Source organism: Streptomyces sp. NPDC057099, assembly GCF_042671245.1.
Taxonomy (GTDB): domain Bacteria; phylum Actinomycetota; class Actinomycetes; order Streptomycetales; family Streptomycetaceae; genus Streptomyces; species Streptomyces purpurascens.
Genome location: NZ_JBHUTX010000014.1, coordinates 102183 through 123684, shown reverse-complemented (window position 1 = coordinate 123684; position 21502 = coordinate 102183). Strand labels below are relative to the sequence as shown.

Here is a 21502-nt window from a genome sequence, read left to right as displayed (position 1 = left end):
GAAGGGCCCCGGACCGGGTTTCGGTCCGGGGCCCTTTGCCTTTTCAGCTCAGGAAGTCCCTGGCGATGCGTTCTGCCACCCGTTCCAGGATCGGGCCCGCCTCGGCGATGCACTTCGCCACGTCCGGCTCCGCGTCCGTCAGGGGGTAGGCCCGGCGGAAGCCGGAGCGGCCCAGGACCTCCGGGGGCAGGGCGAGGCGGCCGCAGACCGCCACGACGTCCTTGCCGGCGGCGCGGGCCGCCGCGGCGACGCCTGCCGGGGCCTTGCCGTGCAGGGTCTGTTCGTCGAGGGAGCCCTCGCCGGTGATCACCAGATCGGCGCGGTCCAGCGCGGGTGCGAAGCCCAGGACGTCGAGCATCACCTCGATGCCGGGGCGGAACCGGGCGCCCAGCAGCAGGGCGCCGTAGCCGATGCCGCCCGCCGCGCCCGCGCCGGGCGAGGCGGCGTACTCGGCGGCCTTCGGACCGGCCGGTCCCTCCAGCACCTTCGCGAAGTGCGCGAGGGCGGTGTCCAGGGCCGCCACATCGTCCGGTGAGGCGCCCTTCTGCGGGCCGTAGACCGCGGGCGCGCCCTTCGGGCCGGTCAGCGGGTTGTCGACGTCGCTGGCGAGGACCAGTTCGACCTCGGTGAGGCGCGGGTCGAGGCCCGACAGATCGGCCGTGGCCAGATCGGCGAGGCCGCCGCCGCCCGGCGGTACCGGCTCGCCGTCCGCGTCCAGGAACCGGGCGCCCAGCGCGGACAGCATCCCGGCGCCGCCGTCCGTGGTGGCGCTGCCGCCGACCCCGAAGACGATCGTGCGGGCACCCGCGTCCAGGGCGGCCCGCAGCAGCTCGCCGGAGCCGTACGTGGACGCCGTGAGCGGGGCGAAGACGCCGGCGGGCAGCCGCTGGAGTCCGCTCGCCTCGGCCATCTCCACGACTGCGGTGCCGTCGCCCAGCGCGAACGCCGCCGTCACCTCACCGCCGAGGGGGCCGGCGACCCGTACCTCCCGGCGCTCGAACCCGGCCGCGACCGCCGCGGCCACGGTCCCGTCGCCGCCGTCGGCCACGGGCAGCGCCTCGACCTCGAGGCCCGGCACGGCCCGGCGCAGCCCGGCCGTCACCCGCTCGGCGACCTCCACGGCCGTCAGCGACCCCTTGAACTTGTCCGCGGCGACGAGCACCCGCTGCGTCGTTCGGGTACCGCCCACTGCAGCGTCCGCCACTTGTACTCCCCTTGCTCTCCGGGCCCTCACGCACGTCAGGGCCAGTCGCGCCGCTGTGACCTTAACCGGAGCGCGCCCCGGCCGTCAGCATCTGCCCGACTCCTGGACCGGCGGCCCCATCTGCTCTCGGGCTATCGCGCGGAAACGGGTAGACCGTAACCATGACCCTCGTCGACACCGAAGCAGCGCTCGCCGACCGCATCCTCGGCGGCTGGCTGGGCCGCATCGCGGGCAACATGCTCGGCAAACCGGTCGAGCAGGGCGAGGTCTGGACACGCGACCGCATCGACCGGTACCTCAGGCAGGCCGCTGCCCTCCCCCTGACCGACTACCTGCCCGAGCCCTCCGGCGACGACGCGACCGCGCTGCGGCCCGAGTGGCGCCAGTGTGTGCGCGGCCGGATCCACGGCAGCTGCCGTGACGACGACGTCGACTACGCGATCCTCGGCCTCGACCTGCTGGAGACCCACGGCTTCGGCTTCAGCACCGAGCAGGTCGGCGACCTGTGGCTGCTGCGGCTGCCGTACCTCCAGACGTTCACCGCCGAGCGGGCCGCGTACCGCAATCTGGCCGGCGGGCTCAAGCCGCCGCTGACGGCGACGTACGACAACCCGTACCAGGAGTGGATCGGGGCGCTGATCAGGGCCGACATCTACGGCTGGACCTGCCCGGGCGTGCCGCGCCGGGCCGCCTCGCTGGCCCGGCGCGACGCGGTGCTGTCGCACACCGGCAACGGGGTCTACGGGGCGATGTGGGCGGCGGCGCTGATCGCGGCGGCGTTCACCGCACCCACCGTGCGGCATGCCGTCGACCAGGCCCTGGCCGTGATCCCGGCGAGCAGCCGCCTGGCCCGGACGGTACGCCGGGTGGTCTCCCTGCACGACACCCGGATGTCCTGGGAGGACACGCTCACCACGATCGCCGAGGAGACCGTCGGGATGGGCTGGATCCACACCGTTCCGAATGCCGCCGTCCTGACCGCCGGCCTGCTCTACGGCGACGGCGACTTCACGCGCACCATCGCCCTGACCGTCCGCGGCGGTCTGGACACCGACTCCAACGGCGCGACCGCGGGTTCGGTGGCGGGCGTCTTCGGCGGGGCGACCGCCATCCCGGAGCACTGGAAGGCCCCGCTGGAGGACACCGTCCGCAGTGCGGTGTTCGGCTTCGACGGCGTGCGGATCAGCGAGCTGGCGGAGCGGACGCTGCGGCTGGCGGAGTCGGAGGCCTGACCGTGGCGAACCGGCCATTTCCAGCCGGGTACGGCGGCGGACCCGCCCTTCCGCTCGGGGATCCGGGGCTCATCGTGGCGCAGTATCAGCCACGACTTCCCGGCCATCGAGGTCGTTCCGCTTGAAAGCGCTTCGATCCCGCTGATTCCGGCCACTTGCTCATCACGCGACGATGTCGATCACGGGTCCGTGGCTCTCGCGAAGGCCGACCCGGCGGCCGCCGCGGCCGCTGCCAACGTCTGCGGCACCGGCTACACGCTGCGGAAGGGCATTCCGCTGCCCCTGGGCACCGAGCCGTCCGAGCGCCTGGCGACCCTCTTCTCCTACGAGAACGGCGGCAAGGGCTGCGTCATCCTCGACAACAACGTCGGCAAGGCGCAGTACATGTACCTGCAGGTCTGCAAGGTGGGCGGCACGGCCTGCGCCAAGGACTCGGGCAACTTCAGCGGGTACGCGGGCCCGGTGCGCGTCTCCAGCTTCCCCTGCGGCTGAGCCGGCGTCCGGTGGCTACCCTGCCCCCATGACCACCTCTGCTGACTTCGCCGCCTATATCGCGTCCCTGCCTCGCGTCCTGGCCGGCGCCGCCGCGCTGTTCCGGGACGGCGAGGGCCGGGTCCTGCTCGTCGAGCCCAACTACCGGGACGGCTGGACGCTGCCCGGCGGCACGATCGAGTCCGACGACGGTGAGACCCCGCGGCAGGGCGCGCGGCGCGAGACGGCCGAGGAGATCGGCCTGGACCGTGAGCTCGGCCGGCTGCTGGCGGTGGACTGGGTGCACGGCCCGGGGCGTCCGCCGCTGGTGGCGTATCTGTACGACGGCGGGGTGCTCGGCGAGGACTCCTTCAAGGCGATCCGCCTCCAGGAGGAGGAACTGTTGTCCTGGCGGCTCGTTCCGCGCGAGGAACTGGCCGAATACCTCCCGGGCGCTCTCGGCCGCCGTGTCCTGACCGCCCTGGACGTGCTGGCGGAGGGCTCGGGCACGGCGGAGCTGGAGAACGGCGACCGGGTCGGCTGACCGGGCTCGGCACGTCCCCCGGATATCCGTTCGCCCCGTGCGGCCCGGCGTCCTACCCTCGGCTCATGGCCAAGCCCCTAGTCGCCCTGCTCACCGGTGCCGGGATCAGCACCGACTCCGGGATCCCGGACTACCGCGGGCCGAACGGGCTGTGGCGGCGGGATCCGGAGGCCGAGAAGCTCGTGACGTACGAGTACTACATGGGCGATCCGGAGATCCGGCGGCGGTCGTGGCAGATGCGGCGCAAGAACCGGACACTGCAGGCCGAGCCCAACGCCGCCCATCACGCCATCGCCGACCTGGAGGGGTCGGGGGTGCCGGTGCGGGTGATCACGCAGAACGTGGACGGGCTGCACCAGCTCGCCGGGATGCCCGCCCGCAAGGTCCTCGAACTGCACGGCACGGCACGGAGTTTCGTGTGCACCGGCTGCCACAGCCGCGGCCCGATGGGGGACGCGCTCGCCCGGGTCGAGGCCGGTGAGGACGATCCGCCGTGTCTGGAGTGCGGCGGTGTCCTGAAGTCGGCGACGGTGATGTTCGGCGAGCGGCTCGACCCCGTCGTCCTCGGCGAGGCGGCCGCCATCAGCAAGGCCTGCGAGGTGTTCGTCGCCGTCGGCACGAGCCTGAAGGTCCAGCCCGCCGCGGGCCTCGCGGGTGTCGCCGCCGACCACGGCGCCCGTCTGATCATCGTCAACGCCGAGCCGACGCCGTACGACGAGCGCGCCGACGAGATCGTGCGGGAACCCATCGGCACGGCCCTGCCCGAACTGCTGCGGAGCCTCGGCGAGGCCGCCTAGGAGCTGTCCGTGCCAAGGAGATGCTCGCGCGGCGGCGGTCGCGCTCGTGCAGCGGATCATAAGCGCGGACTACGCCTCGGACGGCGGGGGACGGCTGGCCGCCGGAGCGGGAGCTTTCCACTGACGAGGTAGTTTCGGCGAGGGTGACTCGACTTCTGCGCTGCCTTGGAGTCCGCCGTGCGGTGCCGGTTCGCCCTCAGCCCGGTGAGCATATCCCTCGGTTGGTCGCCTGTCGCGGCCGGAGCCCGCCTCAGCCTCGCTGACCGGACGTTGCGGTACGAAGCAGGGGCGGGTTGAGCAGCCAGGCGTGTCCACGGCGGTACAGGGCCGCCGGGCGGCCGGTGGGGGGCAGCCACTGATCTCCCGTCGGCTGCACGAATCCCGTGGTGTTGAGCACCTTGCGGCGGAAGTTGCTCGGATCCAATGGCTGGCCCCAGATCACCTCGTACACCGTGCGGAGATCTCTGAGCGTGAACGCCTCCCCGCAGAAGGCCGTGGCGACAGCGGTGTACTCGAGCTTCCTGCGGACCTCTTCCAGCGCCTCGGTCAGAATTGCCTGATGGTCGAATGCCAGGCGGAGCGTGCCGTCCTCCAGGCGCGCCGCGGGGGCCCAGAAGGCGCGTGCGGCGTCGGTCCCTCCGACGGGTGTCGGCAGGTTCGGCCCCAGTGCGAGGTAGGCGACGGTCACGACTCTGCCTCTTGGGTCACGCCCGGGGTCCGCGTAGGTGCCGAGCTGCTCCAGGTGCAGCTGGCTGCCGTCGATGCCGGCCTCTTCGGCCAGCTCGCGCAGGGCCCCGTCCCGGAGGGTCTCGTTCTTCTGGACGTAGCCTCCGGGCATCGCGGGCATGCCGTTGAAGGGGTCCAGGCCGCGCTCGATCAGGAGCACCATCAGCTGGTCGTCTCTGAGGGTGAAGATCGCAAGGTCCACGGTCAGCCACGAGGGTCCGACCTCCTCTGAGTCCTTCAGCCAGTCGTCCACCCGCACCCCTAAAGGTCTCATTGACTTAAACTCCGCCGACACTTATGGTCACAGCAACCATAACTGGAGAAGCCGGGGGCAGGACATGACCACTTCCCACGCGCCACCAGCACAGGAGACAACGCTCGAACCCACAGCCGCCACGCGTCATCTGTGCGCCGGCGTGTATGTGGACGAACGCTTCCGCGACCTTGTGATCGGCGAGGTCTGCACCGCGCCGCACCGCAGGGTCGCCCCGTCCTACGGCTTCGACATAGTCCCGGTCATGCATCACGCGTGGCGCGCCGCCGCGCTCAGCGTGCTCCCTCGTACCACGATCCTCGCTGCAGTAGTCGGACCCGTCCTCACCGGAGCCCTTCCCGCAGCCATCCTCATCGCCTGCGGCTTCGGCCTGTTGTTGCTGCTCCGTCTCGCCACCCTGCTTCAAGGCATCGACCGCCAGTCGATGCCGGCCCACAAGTCCAGACGCCGTGGCTCAGGCGGCCCCTTACGGGCCCACCGCTACCTCCTCAGCCTCCTCCTCCCGCGTGTCACGACGGTCAAAGCAGTCGCGTTCAGACGGGTCACCACGGCCGCGCTGTGGCTGGCCATGACCGTCCTGGTCATCACCCTGGTCTATCCGCGGCAGGCGCTGACGGCACTTGTCCTGGCCGTGGCGATCACACTCGTCTACCTGGCCGTGGGAGCCACACGCCAGCTGATCCTCAACCGCATCCTGCGTGCCCCTGCGCTGCGTCCCGCCCGCCTGTCGGGCCGACAGCGTGCAGCGGACCGCCAGCAGCACCACATGTGCGCCGTGTACCGCCGCCCCCGGCACAGCGACGACGAGGATGACGACCTCACCATGTTCACGCTCTTCGGTGACCAATCACCGTTCATCGGAGCCGGTGAACTCGTCTACCAGTGGAATCCGCCGATGAGCATCCAGTTGCTGCGGCCTGATACCGACGATGCGCCGCTGCACGAGCGTGAGCACTCGGTGCCGCCTTTCCAGGCACACGAACTCGTCGAGCACCTGCGCGAAGCCGTCCTGCCGCTGAACATCGACAGCCGCGACGTCCGGCTGTCGGCAGAGGTCCGGGACCGCGTCTACGTCGCCGAGACCGATGTCGCGGTGGACCGATCGCTGCTTCCGCACCACTTCACCCGAAGCGAACTGCGTTCCATCATCAACACGCCCGAATCGAAGCAGCACCACTTCCTCGAGGTCACCACCGCCGCAGACGGGGCCGAATTCGTTGCAACCGTCCTGCTGCACGTCAGCCTGCAGGGACGAACCCTGAACCTGTCCACGGCGGCATGCGTGCTCGCACACACACCACGCTCCTTCCAGCGAGCCGAAGAGTTCGGCCACCACGGCGCCGCAGCCGTCATATGGGGCGCCTTCAACGAACTGGCCGCGCTGCCCTCCGACATCCAGCACTCATGGCGGATCCTCCGTTACCTCTACGCGCTGGCAAAGGCCGTCATCCTGCCCCGCGACCTCACCACGACGCCGATCCGCAACATCCTCATCGGCAGCCGCGTCAGCATACGAGAGGAATCGTCGCAGGCCTGGACCAAGGTACAGCTTGAGAAGAGCGACATCCTCGGACGGATGAAAACCATAGAGCAGCGGCTTTTGAGCGCCGCCAGTGACTTCCTGCAGGACAAGGATGTCGACACGTCCGTCTTCAAAGACCGAGCACTCAAGATCATCAACAGCGGCATCTTCAACTTCGGCGACAACAACAGCTTCACCAACAACGCCGTAGGCGACGCGGCTCAGGTCAGCGTCCCCGCGAACCAGCCCGCACAGCCCGACAACGGAGCAGCCCCATGACCAACAACCGAGGCATCATCAGCCACGGCAGCAACAACCACTTCAGCAACATCGCGATCGGAGCGAACGCTCAAGCCTCCGGGCCATTGCCCCAGCACTCCGCCGAGCCGGCCGTCGAGGCGGAAGCCGGGTGGGACCTCGGGATCGTCACCATCCTCAGTGAGGAACTCCGCTCCGTCATCGATGAGTTAAAGCTTCACCGGCACAAGATGCCAAGCGGCCTGTACTTCTACCAGGGCGAACACGATGTCCCCGGTGCCACCTTGCGCGTCGTGGCCACACAGACGCAAAGCCAGGGGCAGCGGTCCACCATGGCTGCCCTGGAAAACCTCCGACACCACTACAACCCACGGCTGTGGGCCCTCGTCGGCATCGGAGGCGGCATCCACGATGACCATGCCCGGATCGGCAACGTCATCGTCTCCACCGACGTCGTCTACTACGAGAGCCGCAAGATCAACCCAATGGGAGACACCCGCCGTCGCGGTGAGCACCGGCAAGCACCCGCGCAAGTCGTTCACGCCGTGAACGCCTACTTCACCGACCACGGGACGCCGGCGCGCATCGACGGCCAAATGACCGCACACGCCGACGACCAGTACGAGGTATACCCCGGAGTCATCGGGTCCGGCGAAGCCGTCATCGCCGACCGGGCCAGTGAAGTCCGCACTTACCTCACCACCTACCACGAAAAGGTCCTGGCCGTAGACATGGAGGCCGGCGGGCTCAGCCAGTACTGGCAGGAGAACTCAGTCCACGCCACAGAAAACCCCGGCTGGATCGTCATCCGCGGCGTCTCGGACAACGCCGACGAAGACAAGGGCCACCGGCACCACGAACTCGCGGCAAGAAACGCCGCCCACGTCCTGAGCCAGCTACTCCCCTACCTCTGCTGAGCCAGCGACGAGCACCGCGAGCACCGCCCAAGGAGACAACTCCCACCACCGGAGTCTCAGCATGGACGCCTTTCTGCTCGGCATACTCAGTTCCCTCATCACCAGTGCCCTCCTGCTCGCCCTCAGCCTGCTGCGCGCCTCACGCCCCCTGTGGTGGCTCACCGCCGCCTGCTCCTGGTTCACCGGCACGGGACTCCGCCGCGTCTACCGCCGCCAAGCCGCCGCAGAACAGAACATGAGCCAGGACCTCGCCCGGGCCCGCTGGGTCAAAGTCATGGCAGGACGCGGCAACATCCTCACCCGCGAAGCCTTCGCCCCACTGTGGTCCGGCGACCTCTCACCGGCATCCGTCCAGATCCTGCTCCCCGACCCGGACACACCACACGACTCCTGGCTCGACCGCCGTTCCCACGACGTCGCCCGTTTCGACCCAGGCTTCACCCCTGACCTGCTCAGAAATCAGGTCCGAGCCAACATCAACTACCTCGCCCAGGCCGCACGCGCACAACGCAACATCCAACTGCACAGCTACAACCTGCCCCACACCTGCCGCGTCATAGCCACCGACAAGGTCGCCTACCTCACCTTCTACAGCGACAACGCGCACGGCAGGAACTCACCCTGCCTGTACGCACGAGCCCCCGGCCTCCTTTACACCATCGCCCTCCAACAATTCGACACTGCCTGGGCGAACAGCATGGAAGCCCCCGTCACACAGCATCCCTAGCATCGATCCACGGCCCCTGGGCTCGGCCCACTGCGGAGACCGGGCTGGGCGTCATTCGTGCTGCGGGGGCTCGACGTTGAGAGAGCGTGGGCATGGGATGAGGTCTTTCGCCCGAGCCGTGAAAGTAGGTCAGGAAGGGGCGGCGTGCAGCGATATCGTCGTGCGACGGTGGCGCGAGATCACCAGGGGAGGCGGCCTTGCGCCTGAGCCTGGCCCTGCCGACGACGAACCGGACACCTACACCGAGCAGGTGCTGGCCAGTTCCTGCCGCTACGGCGAAGAGAGCCGCCACGGCGGGAGTTGGCCTCCGCGACCGGCCCGGCCTGCACACCTACAACCATGCACCTCGGCCCCTGCAGCTGTGCGCCGCCCCTCCGATGTAAGGGTCCTACGTGCGGTGCCAGTAGCTACGGATTCGGTCGAGCTCGGCGAGCAGACTTTCGCTGTGGATGGTGGAGCGGAGCCAGCTGATGTCGGTCGGGCAGAGCCTGAGAAGCCCGACAGGCGGGAGTGCGTCCAGTAGTGGCTCTGCGTGTTCGGCCAGCCAGTCGTCGGCGTTGAGGTTCCGTGCGAGGCGTAGGAGTTCGATGACCGTGTGTGCGGGTCTGTTCGCCGACGGCACTTGCTGGAGCAGTTCGAGGGCGGTGGCGAGCACTGTGGCGGCGGCCGGGTGTTCGACAGCGCTCCAGGTAGCTGTTGTGCCGGCCTCTATGAGCAGGCACTGAAGCCGCTGCAGGGGGCTGGCGCCGTCCAGGGCCGGGGCTCGGGGGCCGAAGCGGGCGGTGATGGCTGCAAGCTGGGCGTGAGGGACGTCTGGGTGTCCAATGAGAGCTTGGGCGCACTGAGCGAGGGTCAGCCAGGTGGTTGCTCCCAGGCCGCGTGAGCCCGTCGCGCGCAGGGATGTGAGCTGGTCCAGGACGTGGGTGACAGCGCGGACAGGCTGGTGCGGGAGGGCATGGAAGAGGAGGCGGGCAAGGATGTCCGCTGCCGTCATACGCTCCCGTGCAGGCAGGGCGTTGAGGAGGTCGACAAGCGCTTGCGGGACAGCGAAGACGGCGGGGGTGAGCGGGTCGAGCAGGGCAAGGAGAGTGTGCGCGGCGGAGCGGGTGTGTTGGTTGTCGGTAACGTGGTAGGTCTCCAGCGTGGCCGGCAGGTGGTGCGCCAGCGGGGTCACGGCGTGCAGGACGTGCAGCGAGCCGATGTCGTGCGTGAAGGCCGCGGACCTGGACTGCTCGACAAGGCTCGTCGGCTCGTGATGCCGGTAGGGGCCGGCGTGTGGGGCTTGAGGGTCTCTATGCGCGGGCCAGGCAGGGCCATCTGCGCGGTTGGCGGGGATCAGCCGTACGCGCAGGTCGGGGTTGTGGGTTTGCGGGTCTGTGCACGGCTCTGTGGTGAGAGTGCCGATCAGAGTGGCCCAAGAGGCCTTGCTGAGCTGGGATTGCCACAACATGCTCTGGCGTCGCCAGGAGTCGAGCGGGTCACCCGCATCAAAAAGGCGTGAGACGCGTACAGAGCCCTCTCCCAGGACGGCCAGGAGGAGCAGGTTGACGCCGTAGACGGCCTCTCTCTCGCGGCGGCGGGCGGGGAGAGGCTCGTAGGGCGGCCGGTCGGGTCGGGGGAGATCGTCGGCGACTGCTTTGAGCAGGCGGATCAGCAGCGCGGTGAGCTGACTGCGCTGTTGCTGGCTCAGGCTGCCGATCAGGTCGGTGAGGTTGCGTATGACTTCGGCCCGGTCGACGAGCGGGACATGGGACAGCAGAGCATGTAACCGGTCATCGTCGATGACAGCGGCGGGTGGAGGGTGCTCGGAATGCAGGAGGTGCTTGAGTTCGTCGGTGATGAGGCGGGCGGTGAGGTACTCGCCGAAGGTGGCGTGCAGGAATTCGTAGGAGTGTCTGTGCTGGCCGGTGACGACGGCTTGGGCTTCGTGGATGAAGAAGAAGCGGCCGAAGAGCAGCGGTGAGGGGGCAAGGTCGGCGTCGAGGAGTGCGGTCTGGTCGGCGTGGGCTTCGGACGCGGTGATGCCCTGGCGCCGCCGGTTGAACATGCCGACGGCGATCACGGCGAGGCGTTGCAGTTCGAGTTCCACGGCGGCAGCTTCTGCTAGAAGGGGCTGCGCGCCGTTGTGCTTGGCGACCTGGCGGCGGGTGAACTCGGTCAACAGCCTGTCGTAGAGGCCAAGTCGTCCAATGTCCTCGCCTCGCAGTTGGTGCAGGCCGTTTGACGAGGCGTCATAGAGAGCGAGCATCAGCAGGAGAAGGGGCTGGCTGATGAGGTCGCCGTGCGGCTGCAGCACGCCGAGATCCAGTGGTTGCAGGCCGCGTGAGGTGAAGTAGCGGCGGTTGGCGGTGTTCCAGACCTGTACCCAGTGTCCGATGCGGTCTTCATCGAAGGGCTCCAGGCGGATGACGGTGCTCAGGCGGGGAGTGGGGGCCTGGTCGGCGACGACGGTGCGGCTGGTGACGACCACGATGGTGGGGCGGCCGAGTTCGTATTCGCGTAGTTGGAAGTCGGCAAGGTCGTGCAGGTAGTTGGAGTAGCGGGCGTAGTTGGCAGAAGCCGCTTGAAGGAGTTCGTCGAAGCCGTCCAGGACTACGACCCGGACCGTGCCAGGTGCGGCGGCTTCGGGCCAGGGGGTGGACTTGCCGGTGGAGCGCTTGAGGGATTCCTCGAGCTGTTCTTGGATGTCCAGGTCCGCAGGTATGTGGCGCAGCTCGACGCGCTGGCAGAAGAACTCTGCCTGGGGCAGTCGCGCGGCGAGGAGCTTGGTCAGCAGCGACTTCCCCGAGCCCGGGTGGCCGAGGATGACCAGGGGGGCAATGATGGCGTGGGCGGTGAGGACGTGGGCTGCGAGAAACTCGCCGAGGTCTTCACGCACGGGCTGAGTGAGCCACCAGTCGTCACTGGACAGATGCCGGCCGCTGGAATGATCCTGCGCCACGCGGAAAGCCGGATCGACGTACCCGTTCTCCAAGGTAGGCATCACCAGGCCGGTATCCTCGGCGTCAGCCACGGGTTCCCGCAACAGTCGCCGGTATCGGTGTGCGGGAGCGGAGTCGGCAGCGAACTGGCCTGACCAGTGCGACAGCGGCCGCAGCGCGTAGCTGGGCCCGGGCGGCTGGGACCCCTGCTCGGCGACCTCGGGTGGATCTTCGGTGTTTGAGGTCAGACGTAGCTCGGGGCAGTCCCAGGTAGCCGAAGCCATGAGGGCTTCGTAGCGCTGCCAGGCCTGGTGGGCCAGGTCTTCGGGGTACTGGTCCTGAGGGCTGCCTTCACCGTGCACGATGCCGGCAGCGTAGGTGTAGGCGGCGGTGATCTCCCGACGTAGTTCGCCAGCGTCCCTGACCCGGTCTGTGCCGAGGACTACCTGATCGAGTTCGGCGACGATCTGGGTGGTGATGTCGCCCTGCTGGTAGCCGAGTTCGGGCCCGTAGTGGATGCCAGAGCTCGCCACGGCGTCGCAGAACGCGGTGATCAGGATGGCCCGGTCGGCTGCGGCCAGCAGTGCGGTACGAGCGTTCCCGTGGCTGGAGCGGACCCGGTCGCCAAATCCTTCCAGCACTGCGGGCAGGCCATTGGTTGCGGCGCCGCTCAGAGTGAGAGGTTCCAGCAGTTCCGCCGCGAGTCCCTTGAAGTCTTCCCGGCCAGCAGCCAGTACGTCGATGGCGCTGGCGAAGTCGTCCGGGATTTCGTCCGGCTCCGGTGTCGGAGACGGGTCTGGGTGGGGGCGGGGGCGGGGGCGCTGCTCCCGCTGGGGCTCCTCAGCGGTGGTCTCCATTTCGTGGTGGCGAAGCCGCCACCACGACAGGTCGAGACTGACTCCTGCGGGGGCACTCGCACGGCGGCTTCCGCAGTACTCCACGATGCGCGCTACGTCGTCCCACGCCGGTGGCGTGGCACGCTGCCCGTTGAGGAGAGCCGAGACTGCACCGTTGCTGCGGTGAAGCGCTCTGGCCACGTCGCTTTGGGCGATACCGCACTCGCGCACCAGACGCCGCAGCTGTCTGCAGAAGCTCACCACCGCCTGGGGCGGCTCCCCCGCTGCCATGCCTCACTCCGTTCTTCACCCCATTTCACCGCGATGCTGCCCAGCGTAGGGTCTGACCTGCATCAACCACTCCGGAATTCAGGACTATTCAGCGTCGGACCAGTGCGGCCGTGTGCACCGCCACTGTCGGAGGTGAACAAGTCATCGTCCACGTGAGGAGTCTTGATGCTGTGGGTCCCTGGCAGCCTTCCTGCCTTGCTGCTCGCTGTCTTTGTCTGCCTGTTCGTCGGCGTAGTGCTGCCGGCCATCTGGTCGGCTCAGCCTGCACGCCGTCGCGCGGCCGCGGCCGTTCTTGCCCAGATCCTGGCCGTGATGCCGGGCACCCGTCGGCCGCCCGGCACTAGCGGGACAGGAGTGAGCGAAGGCCCAGATGCCACACCTTGATGCTCCTTGGCGGACGCGTCTGCCCCGCCTGGACTCGGATCCTTGGCACGCCTGGCCGGCAGGACGGTCGACACCCTGTACGCAGCATGCCAGATGCTGTCGCAAGGCTTCATCCGCGCTGATGGGCTGGGACTGACGGCCCTTTCCCGCTCGCACGGCCTGCGGACTCGGGCGAAGCAGCGGGTCGCGCACCGAGGCGCACCGCGGCATCGTGACCATCGATGACGCGGAGGACAGGTGGTCGTTTCTCCGTGACGCATGCTCTGGATGATGGCGCGCTGTCCCGGCTCCTCAATCCGCCCCTGTCCTACGAGGAGTACGTGCGCCGCCTCGCAGCCCGTGGCACGGTCTACCGGCTGGAGGATGCCCCGCCGTGAGCACCTCGGCCGGCGGGGCATCCGGCACACGATCCCGGAGAAGAGCGACAGCCGGGCTGCCCGCCCGCACAAAGGGTCTCGCGGCGGACGGCCACCCAGCTTCGACGAAGAGCTGTACAAGAAGCGCGACTACGTCTTCCTCGGCACCGCGACCACCGCCGCTCTGCTCATCTGGCTTGGGAGCTGAGTCGCGGCCTCACAAAGCAATCGGTCGATAAGCCAGGGCCTGGTCGACCACCTCACCCGCCGAAAGCTCCCGCTCCGGCGGCCAGAAGATCAAGTCCTTGATGTGAGCGGACGGGCATGCCAGGGATCTGTCGAGCCCGTCCAGCAGGTCGGCCACCTCGTCGTCGGAGGCGTAGTCCGCTCCCATGACCCGCTGCACGAGCGCGACGGCCTCTGAACGACTCATCTCCACAGCACTCATCAGCTCCCTCCGCGGAGTCACCCTAACCAGACATGTGATCGCCCGGACAGGTCCTAGATGTACTCGGCCGTCACGTTGGTGACACGCAGCCGTCGGTAGTTGATCAAGGAAGGACCTCCGGGCGTAGTGGAGATAGCCGTCTTCACTCACCTCGGAGGTCCTGGTGGCCCACGCTAATGCCCGGCTGACGTTCCACGGCAGATACCTGCTGGTGCGTCGTGTCGTACTGGACCGGCGTCCGGTCGCTCACGTCGCAAAGGAACTCGGCGTCTCCCGCCAGTGCGCCCATCGCTGGGTGAACCGCTACCGTGCCGAGGGCTGGAGCGGGCTGCAGGACCGCAGCAGCAGACCGCACCGCCGTCCCACCCGCACACCTGCGGCCGTCGAACAGCGCGTGCTCAGAGCCCGCCGCACCCTGCGCACGGGGCCCGACGCCCTGGCCGAGCACACCGGCGTCCCCGCCCGCACCATCAGCCGGATCCTCAGCCGCCACCAGGTGCCGCCGCTGTCCGCCTGCGACCCGCTGACCGGCCAGGTCATCCGCGCCACCAGGGCCAGCAGCCGTCGCTACGAACACTCCCGGCCCGGCGACATGATCCATGCCGACGTCAAGAAGCTCGGCCGGATCCCCGCCGGCGGAGGCCATCGCGCCCACGGCCGCGGTGAACGACCCGGATCGCTCCGGGGCCTGGGTTACGACTACATCCACGCTGCCGTCGACGACCACTCCCGCCTCGCCTACGCCGAGATCCTCCCCGACGAGAAGGGCACCACCTGCGCGGGCTTTCTCACCCGCGCAGCCGCGTTCTTCCACACTCACGGCATCACCCGCATCGAGCGGGTCATGACCGACAACGCCAAGAACTACCGGCTCTCGCACGACTTCCAGACCGCCTGCCAAGCACTCGGCGCACGCCAGAAGTTCACCCGCCCGCACTGCCCGTGGCCCAACGGAAAGGTCGAACGCTTCAACCGCACCCTGCAGACCGAATGGGCATACCGGAAGGTCTTCACCAGCAATGCCCAACGCGCGCGAGCACTCGCGCCCTGGCTCGACTTCTACAACACTGGCCGCCGACACACCGCGCTCGGCGGCCAGCCACCGATCAGCCGACTGTCACCAACCTCATGACCGAGTACACCTAGAACAGCGCGGCCCCGCTCTCGAACTCCAGCAGCCTGCGCTTGCGGTCCAGGCCGCCGCCGTAGCCGGTGAGGCTGCCGTTGGCGCCGACGACGCGGTGGCAGGGGACGATGATGCCGACGGGGTTGCGGCCGTTGGCGAGGCCGACCGCCCGGGAGGCGGTGGGGGTGCCGAGGGTGGCGGCGAGTTCGCCGTAGGTGCGGGTCTCACCGTACGGGATGCGGCTCAGTTGCTCCCAGACGGTGCGCTGGAACGGGGTGCCCGTCAGGCGGAGTTCGACGGTGAACTCCTTGAGGTCACCCTCGAAGTACGCCTCCAGTTGTTCCTCCGCCTCCGCGAACAGGGTGTCGTCGCGGAGGCCGAAGGTCTCCTCCGGCGGGCGGTGGCGCTGGTCGGTCATGTAGAGGCCGCACAGCACTCCGTCGTCGGCGACGAGGGTGAGAGGGCCGTAGGGGCTGTCGGTCACCGTGTGGCGCTTCATCGAACGTCCTTATACCGGGAGGAAGTTGATCGGGTGGCTGTCCGTCGCCCAGAGGTACTGGACGGCGTAGGCCCGCCACGGGCGCCAGGCGGCCGCGCGTGCGGTGAGCGCGGCGGGTGTGGAGGGCAGGCCCAGTTCCCGGGCGGCGCGGCGGATTCCGAGGTCGGTGGGGAGGAAGGCGTCCGGGTCGCCGAGGGCGCGCATGGCGATGACGTCGGCGGTCCAGGGGCCGAAGCCGGGCAGGGCGAGGAGCTGGGCGCGACTGCGCGGCCAGTCGCTCTCCACTCCGAGATGGAGTTCGCCGTCGGCGAGCTGGCGGACCAGGGTGGTGAAGGAGGTGCGGCGGCTGCGGGGCATCGCCAGCGACTCGGGGTCCAGGGCCGCGAGGGCCTCGGGCGCCGGGAAGAGGTGGGTGAGGCCGCCCTCGGGGTCGTCGACCGGTTCGCCGTGCGCGGTGACCAGGCGGGCCGCGTGGGTGCGGGCGGCGGCGGTGGAGACCTGCTGGCCGAGCACGGCCCGGACGGCGAACTCGGCCTCGTCCACCGTGCGCGGGACCCGCCGGCCGGGTGCCTTGTCGACCAGTGGTGCGAGGACCGGGTCGGTGCGCAGTTGGTCGTCGATCGCGACCGGGTCGGCGTCCAGGTCGAGCAGGCGGCGGCAGCGGCTGATGGCGACGGTCAGGTCGCGCAGGTCGCTGAGGGTGAGGCGGCAGGCGATGTGGTCGGGGGTGGGGGTGAGGGCGACGATGCCGTGGCCGTACGGGAGGCGCAGGGTGCGGCGGTAGGAGCCGTCGCGCCACTCCTCCACCCCGGGTACGGCCGTCGCGGCGAGGTGGCCGAAGAGGTTGTCGGGGTTGAGCGGGGTCCGGAACGGCAGCCGCAGGGCGAGCGCGCCGGGCGTGCTCGTGCCCTGGCGCTTCGGGGCGCGGGTGCGCAGCTCGGACGGGGACAGGGCGAAGACCTCGCGGACGGTGTCGTTGAAGGTGCGGATCGAGGCGAAGCCCGCGGCGAAGGCGAGCTGTGCCATGGGCAGGGTCGTCGTCTCGATGAGCAGCCGGGCCGTCTGGGCGCGCTGGGCCCTGGCGAGCGCGAGGGGGCCCGCGCCCAGTTCGGCGAGCAGCTGGCGCTCGACCTGCCGGGTGCTGTAGCCGAGCCGGACGGCGAGGCCCGGCACGCCCTCGCGGTCCACGACGCCGTCGGCGATCAGCCGCATGGCACGGGCCACCAGGTCGGCGCGCTGGTTCCACTCCGGGGAGCCGGGGCTGGTGTCGGGCCGGCAGCGCTTGCAGGCCCGGAACCCGGCCTGCTGGCAGGCCGCCGCGCTCGGGTGGAAGACCATGTTCTCCGGCTTGGGCGGCACGACCGGACAGCTGGGACGGCAGTAGATGCGGGTCGTCAGGACGGCCGTGAAGAACCAGCCGTCGAAGCGCGCGTCCTTCGACTGGACGGCGCGTACGCAACGCTCGGTGTCGGTGTGCATCCCCATCTGCATACGTCCAGCATCGGTCACCGCAGGCAGGCCGGTCTGGCGAGAATCCGACATCGACCTGCCCGGACCGGGAAAGATGAAGATTCATTCATGTGTTCGTGTGCGCCCGGTACGATGACGTCATGGGTCATGGAGCCGTCACCACCGCGCAGGACGCCGGCGAGCGCGTACGCCTGGACGCGGACAACGTCGCGAAGGTGGCCACCACGCTCCAGGCCCTGTCCACGCCCTCCCGGCTGCTGATCCTCGCGCGGCTGCGGGAAGGTCCGCTGCCGGCCACGGAGTTGGCGGCGGAGGTGGGCATGGAGCAGTCGGCCTGCTCGCATCAGCTGCGGCTGCTGCGCAATCTGGGCCTGGTGGTCGGCGAGCGCCAGGGCCGTTCGGTCGTGTACGCGCTGCACGATCACCATGTCGCCGAGCTGCTCGACCAGGCCGTGTACCACGTGGAGCATCTGCGGCTGGGGATCAGCGACACCGCCGACTGAGGCGGCGCCGCCGTCCCTCCGTTCGTGCTATTCGGCCGCCGTGGGCCGGCGTGCGGCCTCCATCGCCTCGCTCACGCGCGTCAGCGGACGCAGCCGGTAGGTGAACGCGTAGTCGCGGCCCGCGGGCAGCTTGAACTCGTCGTGGGTGTGCGCGCCCCAGCTGTTGTCACCGCCGACACCCATCTGGCGGTGGTTGATCCGCAGGACCACCGCGTCCCGCGGGGTGAGCTGGTAGTCGTGGCGCGCGCCGACCGACAGGTCCTCCGGGGTGAAGCGTGAGGCGTTGACCTCGATCAGCGGCTCGGCGGAGACCAGCAGTCCGCGTCCGGCGCCGTCCGTCAGCGCGGCCCAGCGGACGTCGGTCTTGTTGCCGTTCTCCTGGGGGCGCAGATAGGAGGTCCACTGCCCGGAGACGGTGCCGGAGTACAGGCCCACGTCGGTGCTGTTGTTGCGGTCCCACATGTTCTCCTCGGGGCCGCGGCCGTAGTAGTGCAGCCGGTCCAGGCGGCGCGGCAGGAACAGCAGGGTGCCGACCTCGGGGATGTACGGCAGGTTCGAGGCGCCCGGGTGCAGGGTGTTGTCGACCTTGATCTCGCCGTTGCCGAAGACCGTGTAGGTGGTGGAGTACGTGGACTCGGTGCCGGTGGGGAGCGTGCCGGTGACCGTGACCTCGACGGCCCGGTCGCCCAGGGGGCGCACCCGCACGTCCGTCACCTTCCGCTTCGCTCCGGCGTCGCGCCACATCTGGTTGCGGGTGTGGTGGCCGTTGCCCCGGTCGTTGTCGGTGGGCGCCCGCCAGAAGTTCGGGACGGGGCCGGAGGTGATCAGAGGCGTGCCTGCGGCCTCGTACGACGTGATGGTGCCGGTGCTCTTGTCGAACGTGACCGAGAAGTTCTTGCCCTTGACCGAGAGGGTCTTGTCCCCGTCCGTGTGACGCAGGGTGGGAACGCTGCCGAGCGGCGCCGGTTTCACCGCCGGGCTGCCCGCGTCGAGGGCCAGTTGCTGCTTGGCCACCTCGAAGCCCGCCTTGGCCCACTTGGCGGGCTCCTTGGTGGTGAAGGAGAGCTGGAGGAAGTACTCCGTGCCCGGCTCGGGCTTCGCCGGCAGCCGTACCGGCACCTTGATGTCCTTGCTGCTCAGCGGCGCCACATCGAGCTGGTCGCGGGTGAGCCGGCCGCGCTGGACGACCTTGCCGTCGGCGACGAGGGACCAACGGCCGTCGAACTCACGGAGGTTGGTGAAGAGATACTCGTTGGTGAGCTTGACGGCGCCGGGGCCGCCGGAGGTCAGGGCGGTCGCGTTGATCGCCTGGTAGATCTGCTTGACCTCGGCGGACTTGCCCGTGTGGCCGCGGTCGGCGGTGACGATGCCGTCGCCGGAGAAGGCGCCGTCGTTGGGGTTGTCGCCCCAGTCGCCGCCGTAGGCGTAGAAGGTCTTGTCGCGCGGGCGCTTCTCGGTGAGCCCGACGGTGGCGGCGTCGAACCAGAACCGTACGCCCTCGTCGTCCGGGCCCCGGTCGTCCGAGGCCAGCTCCGCCGCGCTCAGCGGGCGGGCGTACACGCGGGCGCGCCGGATGGTGCCGCTGAACTCCCGGGTCGGGTTGTCGACGTCGGTGGCGAGCGCCAGGGAGGCCGTGTTGTCGGCGGGGCGCCGGGTGGTCGTGCGGGTGCCGCGCACCGAGCCGTCGACGTACAGGGTGAGCGTCCCCGCGTCCGCGTCGAAGACACCGGCGACATGGTGCTCCCTGCCCGTCCAGTCGTCGGGCAGCGCCCAGCTCGCGGTGACCCACTGACCGCCGCCGTGGATGAAGAACTCCAGTGTCTTGTCGGACTGTTTGAGGGCGTACTGGGTGTCGCCCTTGGCGATGATGGGCTGGTGGAAGCCGGTCACGCGCGGGGTGACCCAGGCCTCCAGCGTGAGGGAGCCGGTGAGGTCGAGGCGGGCGTCGCGGGGGAAGACGGTGCCGCCGGAGACGCCCTTGGCACGGTCGAAGGTGCCGGCGGACGCGATGACCTCGCCGCGCAGGGCGCCCGGGCCGGACTCGGTGAGCAGCTTGCGGGTGGGGGTGGGCCAGCGCAGGGCCTGGTCGACGAAGTCCCAGATCCAGCCGCCCTGGAGGACGTCGTAGCGGCGGACGATGTCCCAGTACTTCTTGAAGTTGCCGTTGGAGTTCCCCATGCCGTGGGAGTACTCGACCATCACGTACGGCCGTTTGTCGTTCGTGTCCTTGGCGCGCTGCTCGACCCGCTGCGGGCTGTCGTACATCTCGGAGCGGATGTCGCTGATGCCCGGGCGGTCGTCGCCCTCGTACTGGATGACGCGGGTGGGGTCGTAGCCGCGGATCCAGTCGTACATGGCGTTGAAGGTGGTGCCGCCGCCCGCCTCGTTGCCGAGGGACCAGATGACCACCGAGGCGTGGTTCTTGTCGCGGTGGACCATGTTCTGGGCGCGGACCACGCACGCCTCGGTCCACTCGGGGTGGCCGCTGCCGGGGAACTTGTCGCGGATCCCGTGGGTTTCGAGGTTGGTCTCGTCCACGAGGTACAGGCCGTACTCGTCGGCGAGTTCCAGCCACAGCGGGCTGTTGGGGTAGTGCGAGGTGCGGACGCTGTTGATGTTGAGGCGCTTGATGATCTCGATGTCCTCGATCATCTGGGCCCGTGTGAGCGCCGAGCCGGTGACGGGGTGCATCTCGTGCCGGTTGGTGCCGCGGAAGGACACCGGCTTGCCGTTGATGCGCATCAGGCCGTCCTTGAGCGCGAATTCGCGGAAGCCGACCCGGTGCGAGAGCGTCTCGACGACCTTGCCGGCCGGGTCGCGCAGCCGCAGCACGGCGGTGTAGAGGTTCGGGTGCTCGGCCGACCAGAGTTTCGGCGAGGGGACGGCTCTGGACGCCTCGGCGGTGGCCTCGTCGCCGGCCGGGACGTCGACGGACTGCTGGAGCGGCCGGGACCAGACGGCGTGGCCGCGCGCGTCGTAGAGCTGGGTCTCGACGGTGTAGCGGCCCGCGCCCTGGCCGCCGTAGTCGCGGACGTGCGCGGTGACCTCGAGGTCGGCGGAGGCGTAGTCGTCGCCGAGCGGGGTGTCCAGTTTGAAGTCGCGCAGATGCACGGAGGGCGTGGAGTACAGGTGGACCGAGCGGAAGATGCCGCTCAGCCGGATCATGTCCTGGTCCTCGAGCCACTCGGCGTCGGAGTAGCGGTACACCTCGACGGCGATCTGGTTGGTGCCCGGCTTGAGGTGGGGGGTGATGTCGTACTCGGCGGAGGTGTAGGAGTCCTCGTGGTAGCCGGCCAACTCGCCGTTGATCCACACGTAGTGGGCGGACTTGACGCCCTCGAAGTGCAGGAAGGTGCGCCGGCCCGACCAGTTCCTCGGCACGGTGAACGTACGGCGGTACTGGCCGACGGGGTTGTAGCGGGTCGGGGCGGCCGGCGGCTGCGCGTCCTCGCCGCCGCCGTTGGGGCCCCACCAGGGGTAGGTGATGTTGATGTAGATCGGGAAGTCGTAGCCCTGCAACTGCCAGGCCGAGGGCACGGGGATGGTGTCCCAGCCGGAGTCGTCGACGTCGGTGCGGTAGAAGTCGGTGTCCCGGTCGTCGGGCCGGTCGGCGTAGGCGAACTTCCACTTGCCGTCGAGGCTCTGCCGGTACGGCGAGCGCGTGCGGTCGGCGTCCAGCGCCTGTCCGAGGTCCGCGTACGGCATGAGCGTGGTGTGCGGTGGCTCGGTGCCCACCCGGTACACGGCCAGTCCGTCGTTCCACTCCGGAGGGCCGTCCGCCGCCGGGCGCCGGGCGGCCGCGTGCGCTGCGGTGGGCGACGCCGAGAGGGCGAGCGCGCCGAGCACGGCGGCGCCCCCTTCGAGCAGACGTCGGCGGCTGACTACGGGGCGGTCGGCGGGAGACGGGAGCGGGTGCGGGTGCGGGTGCGGGTGCGGCATGACCGTGGCCTTCCTCGGTTCGACAGGGTGCTGCACGGACTGAGGGCACGTCAGACG

Annotated in this window: 18 protein-coding genes; 11 read left to right on the top strand and 7 right to left on the bottom strand. The window is 69.4% G+C overall.

Going from position 1 to position 21502, the window contains the following annotated elements:
- Positions 1-43: 43 nt before the first annotated feature.
- Positions 44-1162 (bottom strand): glycerate kinase, encoded by a 1119-nt coding sequence (locus tag ACFT4A_RS20040; RefSeq protein ID WP_382832086.1) that lies wholly within the window; start codon positions 1160-1162, stop codon positions 44-46.
- A gap of 203 nt (positions 1163-1365) precedes the next feature.
- On the opposite strand from ACFT4A_RS20040, the gene ACFT4A_RS20035 reads away from it, so the two are divergent.
- From ACFT4A_RS20035 to ACFT4A_RS20020, 4 genes are all read left to right on the top strand, one after another.
- Positions 1366-2436, top strand: coding sequence for an ADP-ribosylglycohydrolase family protein (locus tag ACFT4A_RS20035; RefSeq protein ID WP_382832006.1), 1071 nt, complete (start codon positions 1366-1368; stop codon positions 2434-2436).
- A gap of 189 nt (positions 2437-2625) precedes the next feature.
- A complete protein-coding gene (locus ACFT4A_RS20030) occupies positions 2626-2928 on the top strand; it encodes a hypothetical protein (RefSeq protein WP_382832005.1) in 303 nt (100 codons plus the stop codon).
- 28 nt (positions 2929-2956) lie between these two features.
- Positions 2957-3451, top strand: a complete 495-nt coding sequence (locus tag ACFT4A_RS20025; protein WP_382832003.1) for an NUDIX domain-containing protein — start codon at positions 2957-2959, stop codon at positions 3449-3451.
- A 65-nt stretch (positions 3452-3516) separates the two neighbouring features.
- Complete coding sequence (locus tag ACFT4A_RS20020; RefSeq protein ID WP_382832001.1) at positions 3517-4248, top strand: NAD-dependent deacetylase; 732 nt, start codon at positions 3517-3519, stop codon at positions 4246-4248.
- Between the two features lie 250 nt (positions 4249-4498).
- On the opposite strand, the gene ACFT4A_RS20015 is transcribed toward ACFT4A_RS20020, so the two are convergent.
- Positions 4499-5248: an NUDIX domain-containing protein gene (locus ACFT4A_RS20015; RefSeq protein ID WP_382831999.1), complete on the bottom strand. Its 750-nt coding sequence runs from the start codon at positions 5246-5248 to the stop codon at positions 4499-4501.
- A gap of 64 nt (positions 5249-5312) precedes the next feature.
- On the opposite strand from ACFT4A_RS20015, the gene ACFT4A_RS20010 reads away from it, so the two are divergent.
- From ACFT4A_RS20010 to ACFT4A_RS20000, 3 genes are all read left to right on the top strand, one after another.
- On the top strand, positions 5313-7049 hold the full coding sequence (locus tag ACFT4A_RS20010) for a hypothetical protein (RefSeq protein WP_382831997.1): 1737 nt from the start codon (positions 5313-5315) through the stop codon (positions 7047-7049).
- Positions 7046-7945 carry a hypothetical protein gene (locus ACFT4A_RS20005; protein ID WP_382831996.1) on the top strand — a complete coding sequence of 300 codons (900 nt, stop codon included), beginning with the start codon at positions 7046-7048 and terminating at the stop codon, positions 7943-7945. The genes ACFT4A_RS20010 and ACFT4A_RS20005 overlap by 4 nt, the downstream gene beginning before the upstream one ends.
- A gap of 61 nt (positions 7946-8006) precedes the next feature.
- Complete coding sequence (locus tag ACFT4A_RS20000) at positions 8007-8672, top strand: hypothetical protein (RefSeq protein WP_382831994.1); 666 nt, start codon at positions 8007-8009, stop codon at positions 8670-8672.
- Between the two features lie 388 nt (positions 8673-9060).
- Here ACFT4A_RS20000 and ACFT4A_RS19995 read toward each other — a convergent pair whose 3' ends face one another.
- Positions 9061-12720, bottom strand: coding sequence for a helix-turn-helix domain-containing protein (locus tag ACFT4A_RS19995; RefSeq protein WP_382831992.1), 3660 nt, complete (start codon positions 12718-12720; stop codon positions 9061-9063).
- A 635-nt stretch (positions 12721-13355) separates the two neighbouring features.
- On the opposite strand from ACFT4A_RS19995, the gene ACFT4A_RS19990 reads away from it, so the two are divergent.
- Together ACFT4A_RS19990 and ACFT4A_RS19985 are read left to right on the top strand one after the other, a co-directional pair.
- Entirely contained in the window at positions 13356-13481 is a 126-nt protein-coding gene (locus ACFT4A_RS19990; protein ID WP_382831990.1) for a hypothetical protein, read from the top strand.
- Positions 13468-13668: a hypothetical protein gene (locus ACFT4A_RS19985; protein ID WP_382831989.1), complete on the top strand. Its 201-nt coding sequence runs from the start codon at positions 13468-13470 to the stop codon at positions 13666-13668. The genes ACFT4A_RS19990 and ACFT4A_RS19985 overlap by 14 nt, the downstream gene beginning before the upstream one ends.
- Before the next feature lie 9 nt (positions 13669-13677).
- Here ACFT4A_RS19985 and ACFT4A_RS19980 read toward each other — a convergent pair whose 3' ends face one another.
- On the bottom strand, positions 13678-14109 hold the full coding sequence (locus ACFT4A_RS19980) for a DUF222 domain-containing protein (protein WP_382832084.1): 432 nt from the start codon (positions 14107-14109) through the stop codon (positions 13678-13680).
- Between ACFT4A_RS19980 and ACFT4A_RS19975 the strand changes: the two genes are divergently transcribed.
- Positions 14072-15040, top strand: a complete 969-nt coding sequence (locus tag ACFT4A_RS19975) for an IS481 family transposase (protein ID WP_382831987.1) — start codon at positions 14072-14074, stop codon at positions 15038-15040. The genes ACFT4A_RS19980 and ACFT4A_RS19975 overlap by 38 nt on opposite strands.
- A 10-nt stretch (positions 15041-15050) precedes the next feature.
- Here ACFT4A_RS19975 and ACFT4A_RS19970 read toward each other — a convergent pair whose 3' ends face one another.
- Together ACFT4A_RS19970 and ACFT4A_RS19965 are read right to left on the bottom strand one after the other, a co-directional pair.
- The gene (locus tag ACFT4A_RS19970) at positions 15051-15533 is read right to left on the bottom strand and encodes a methylated-DNA--[protein]-cysteine S-methyltransferase (RefSeq protein ID WP_382831985.1); all 483 of its coding nucleotides are present in this window, start codon (positions 15531-15533) and stop codon (positions 15051-15053) included.
- Between the two features lie 9 nt (positions 15534-15542).
- A complete protein-coding gene (locus ACFT4A_RS19965) occupies positions 15543-17012 on the bottom strand; it encodes an AlkA N-terminal domain-containing protein (RefSeq protein ID WP_382831983.1) in 1470 nt (489 codons plus the stop codon).
- 131 nt (positions 17013-17143) lie between these two features.
- Here ACFT4A_RS19965 and ACFT4A_RS19960 point away from each other — a divergent pair, with 131 nt between their 5' ends.
- Positions 17144-17506, top strand: a complete 363-nt coding sequence (locus ACFT4A_RS19960; protein WP_189726259.1) for a metalloregulator ArsR/SmtB family transcription factor — start codon at positions 17144-17146, stop codon at positions 17504-17506.
- 27 nt (positions 17507-17533) lie between these two features.
- Here the strand turns inward: ACFT4A_RS19960 and ACFT4A_RS19955 are convergent, their stop codons facing one another.
- Positions 17534-21445, bottom strand: a complete 3912-nt coding sequence (locus tag ACFT4A_RS19955; protein WP_382831981.1) for a glycoside hydrolase family 2 TIM barrel-domain containing protein — start codon at positions 21443-21445, stop codon at positions 17534-17536.
- Positions 21446-21502 lie beyond the last annotated feature (57 nt).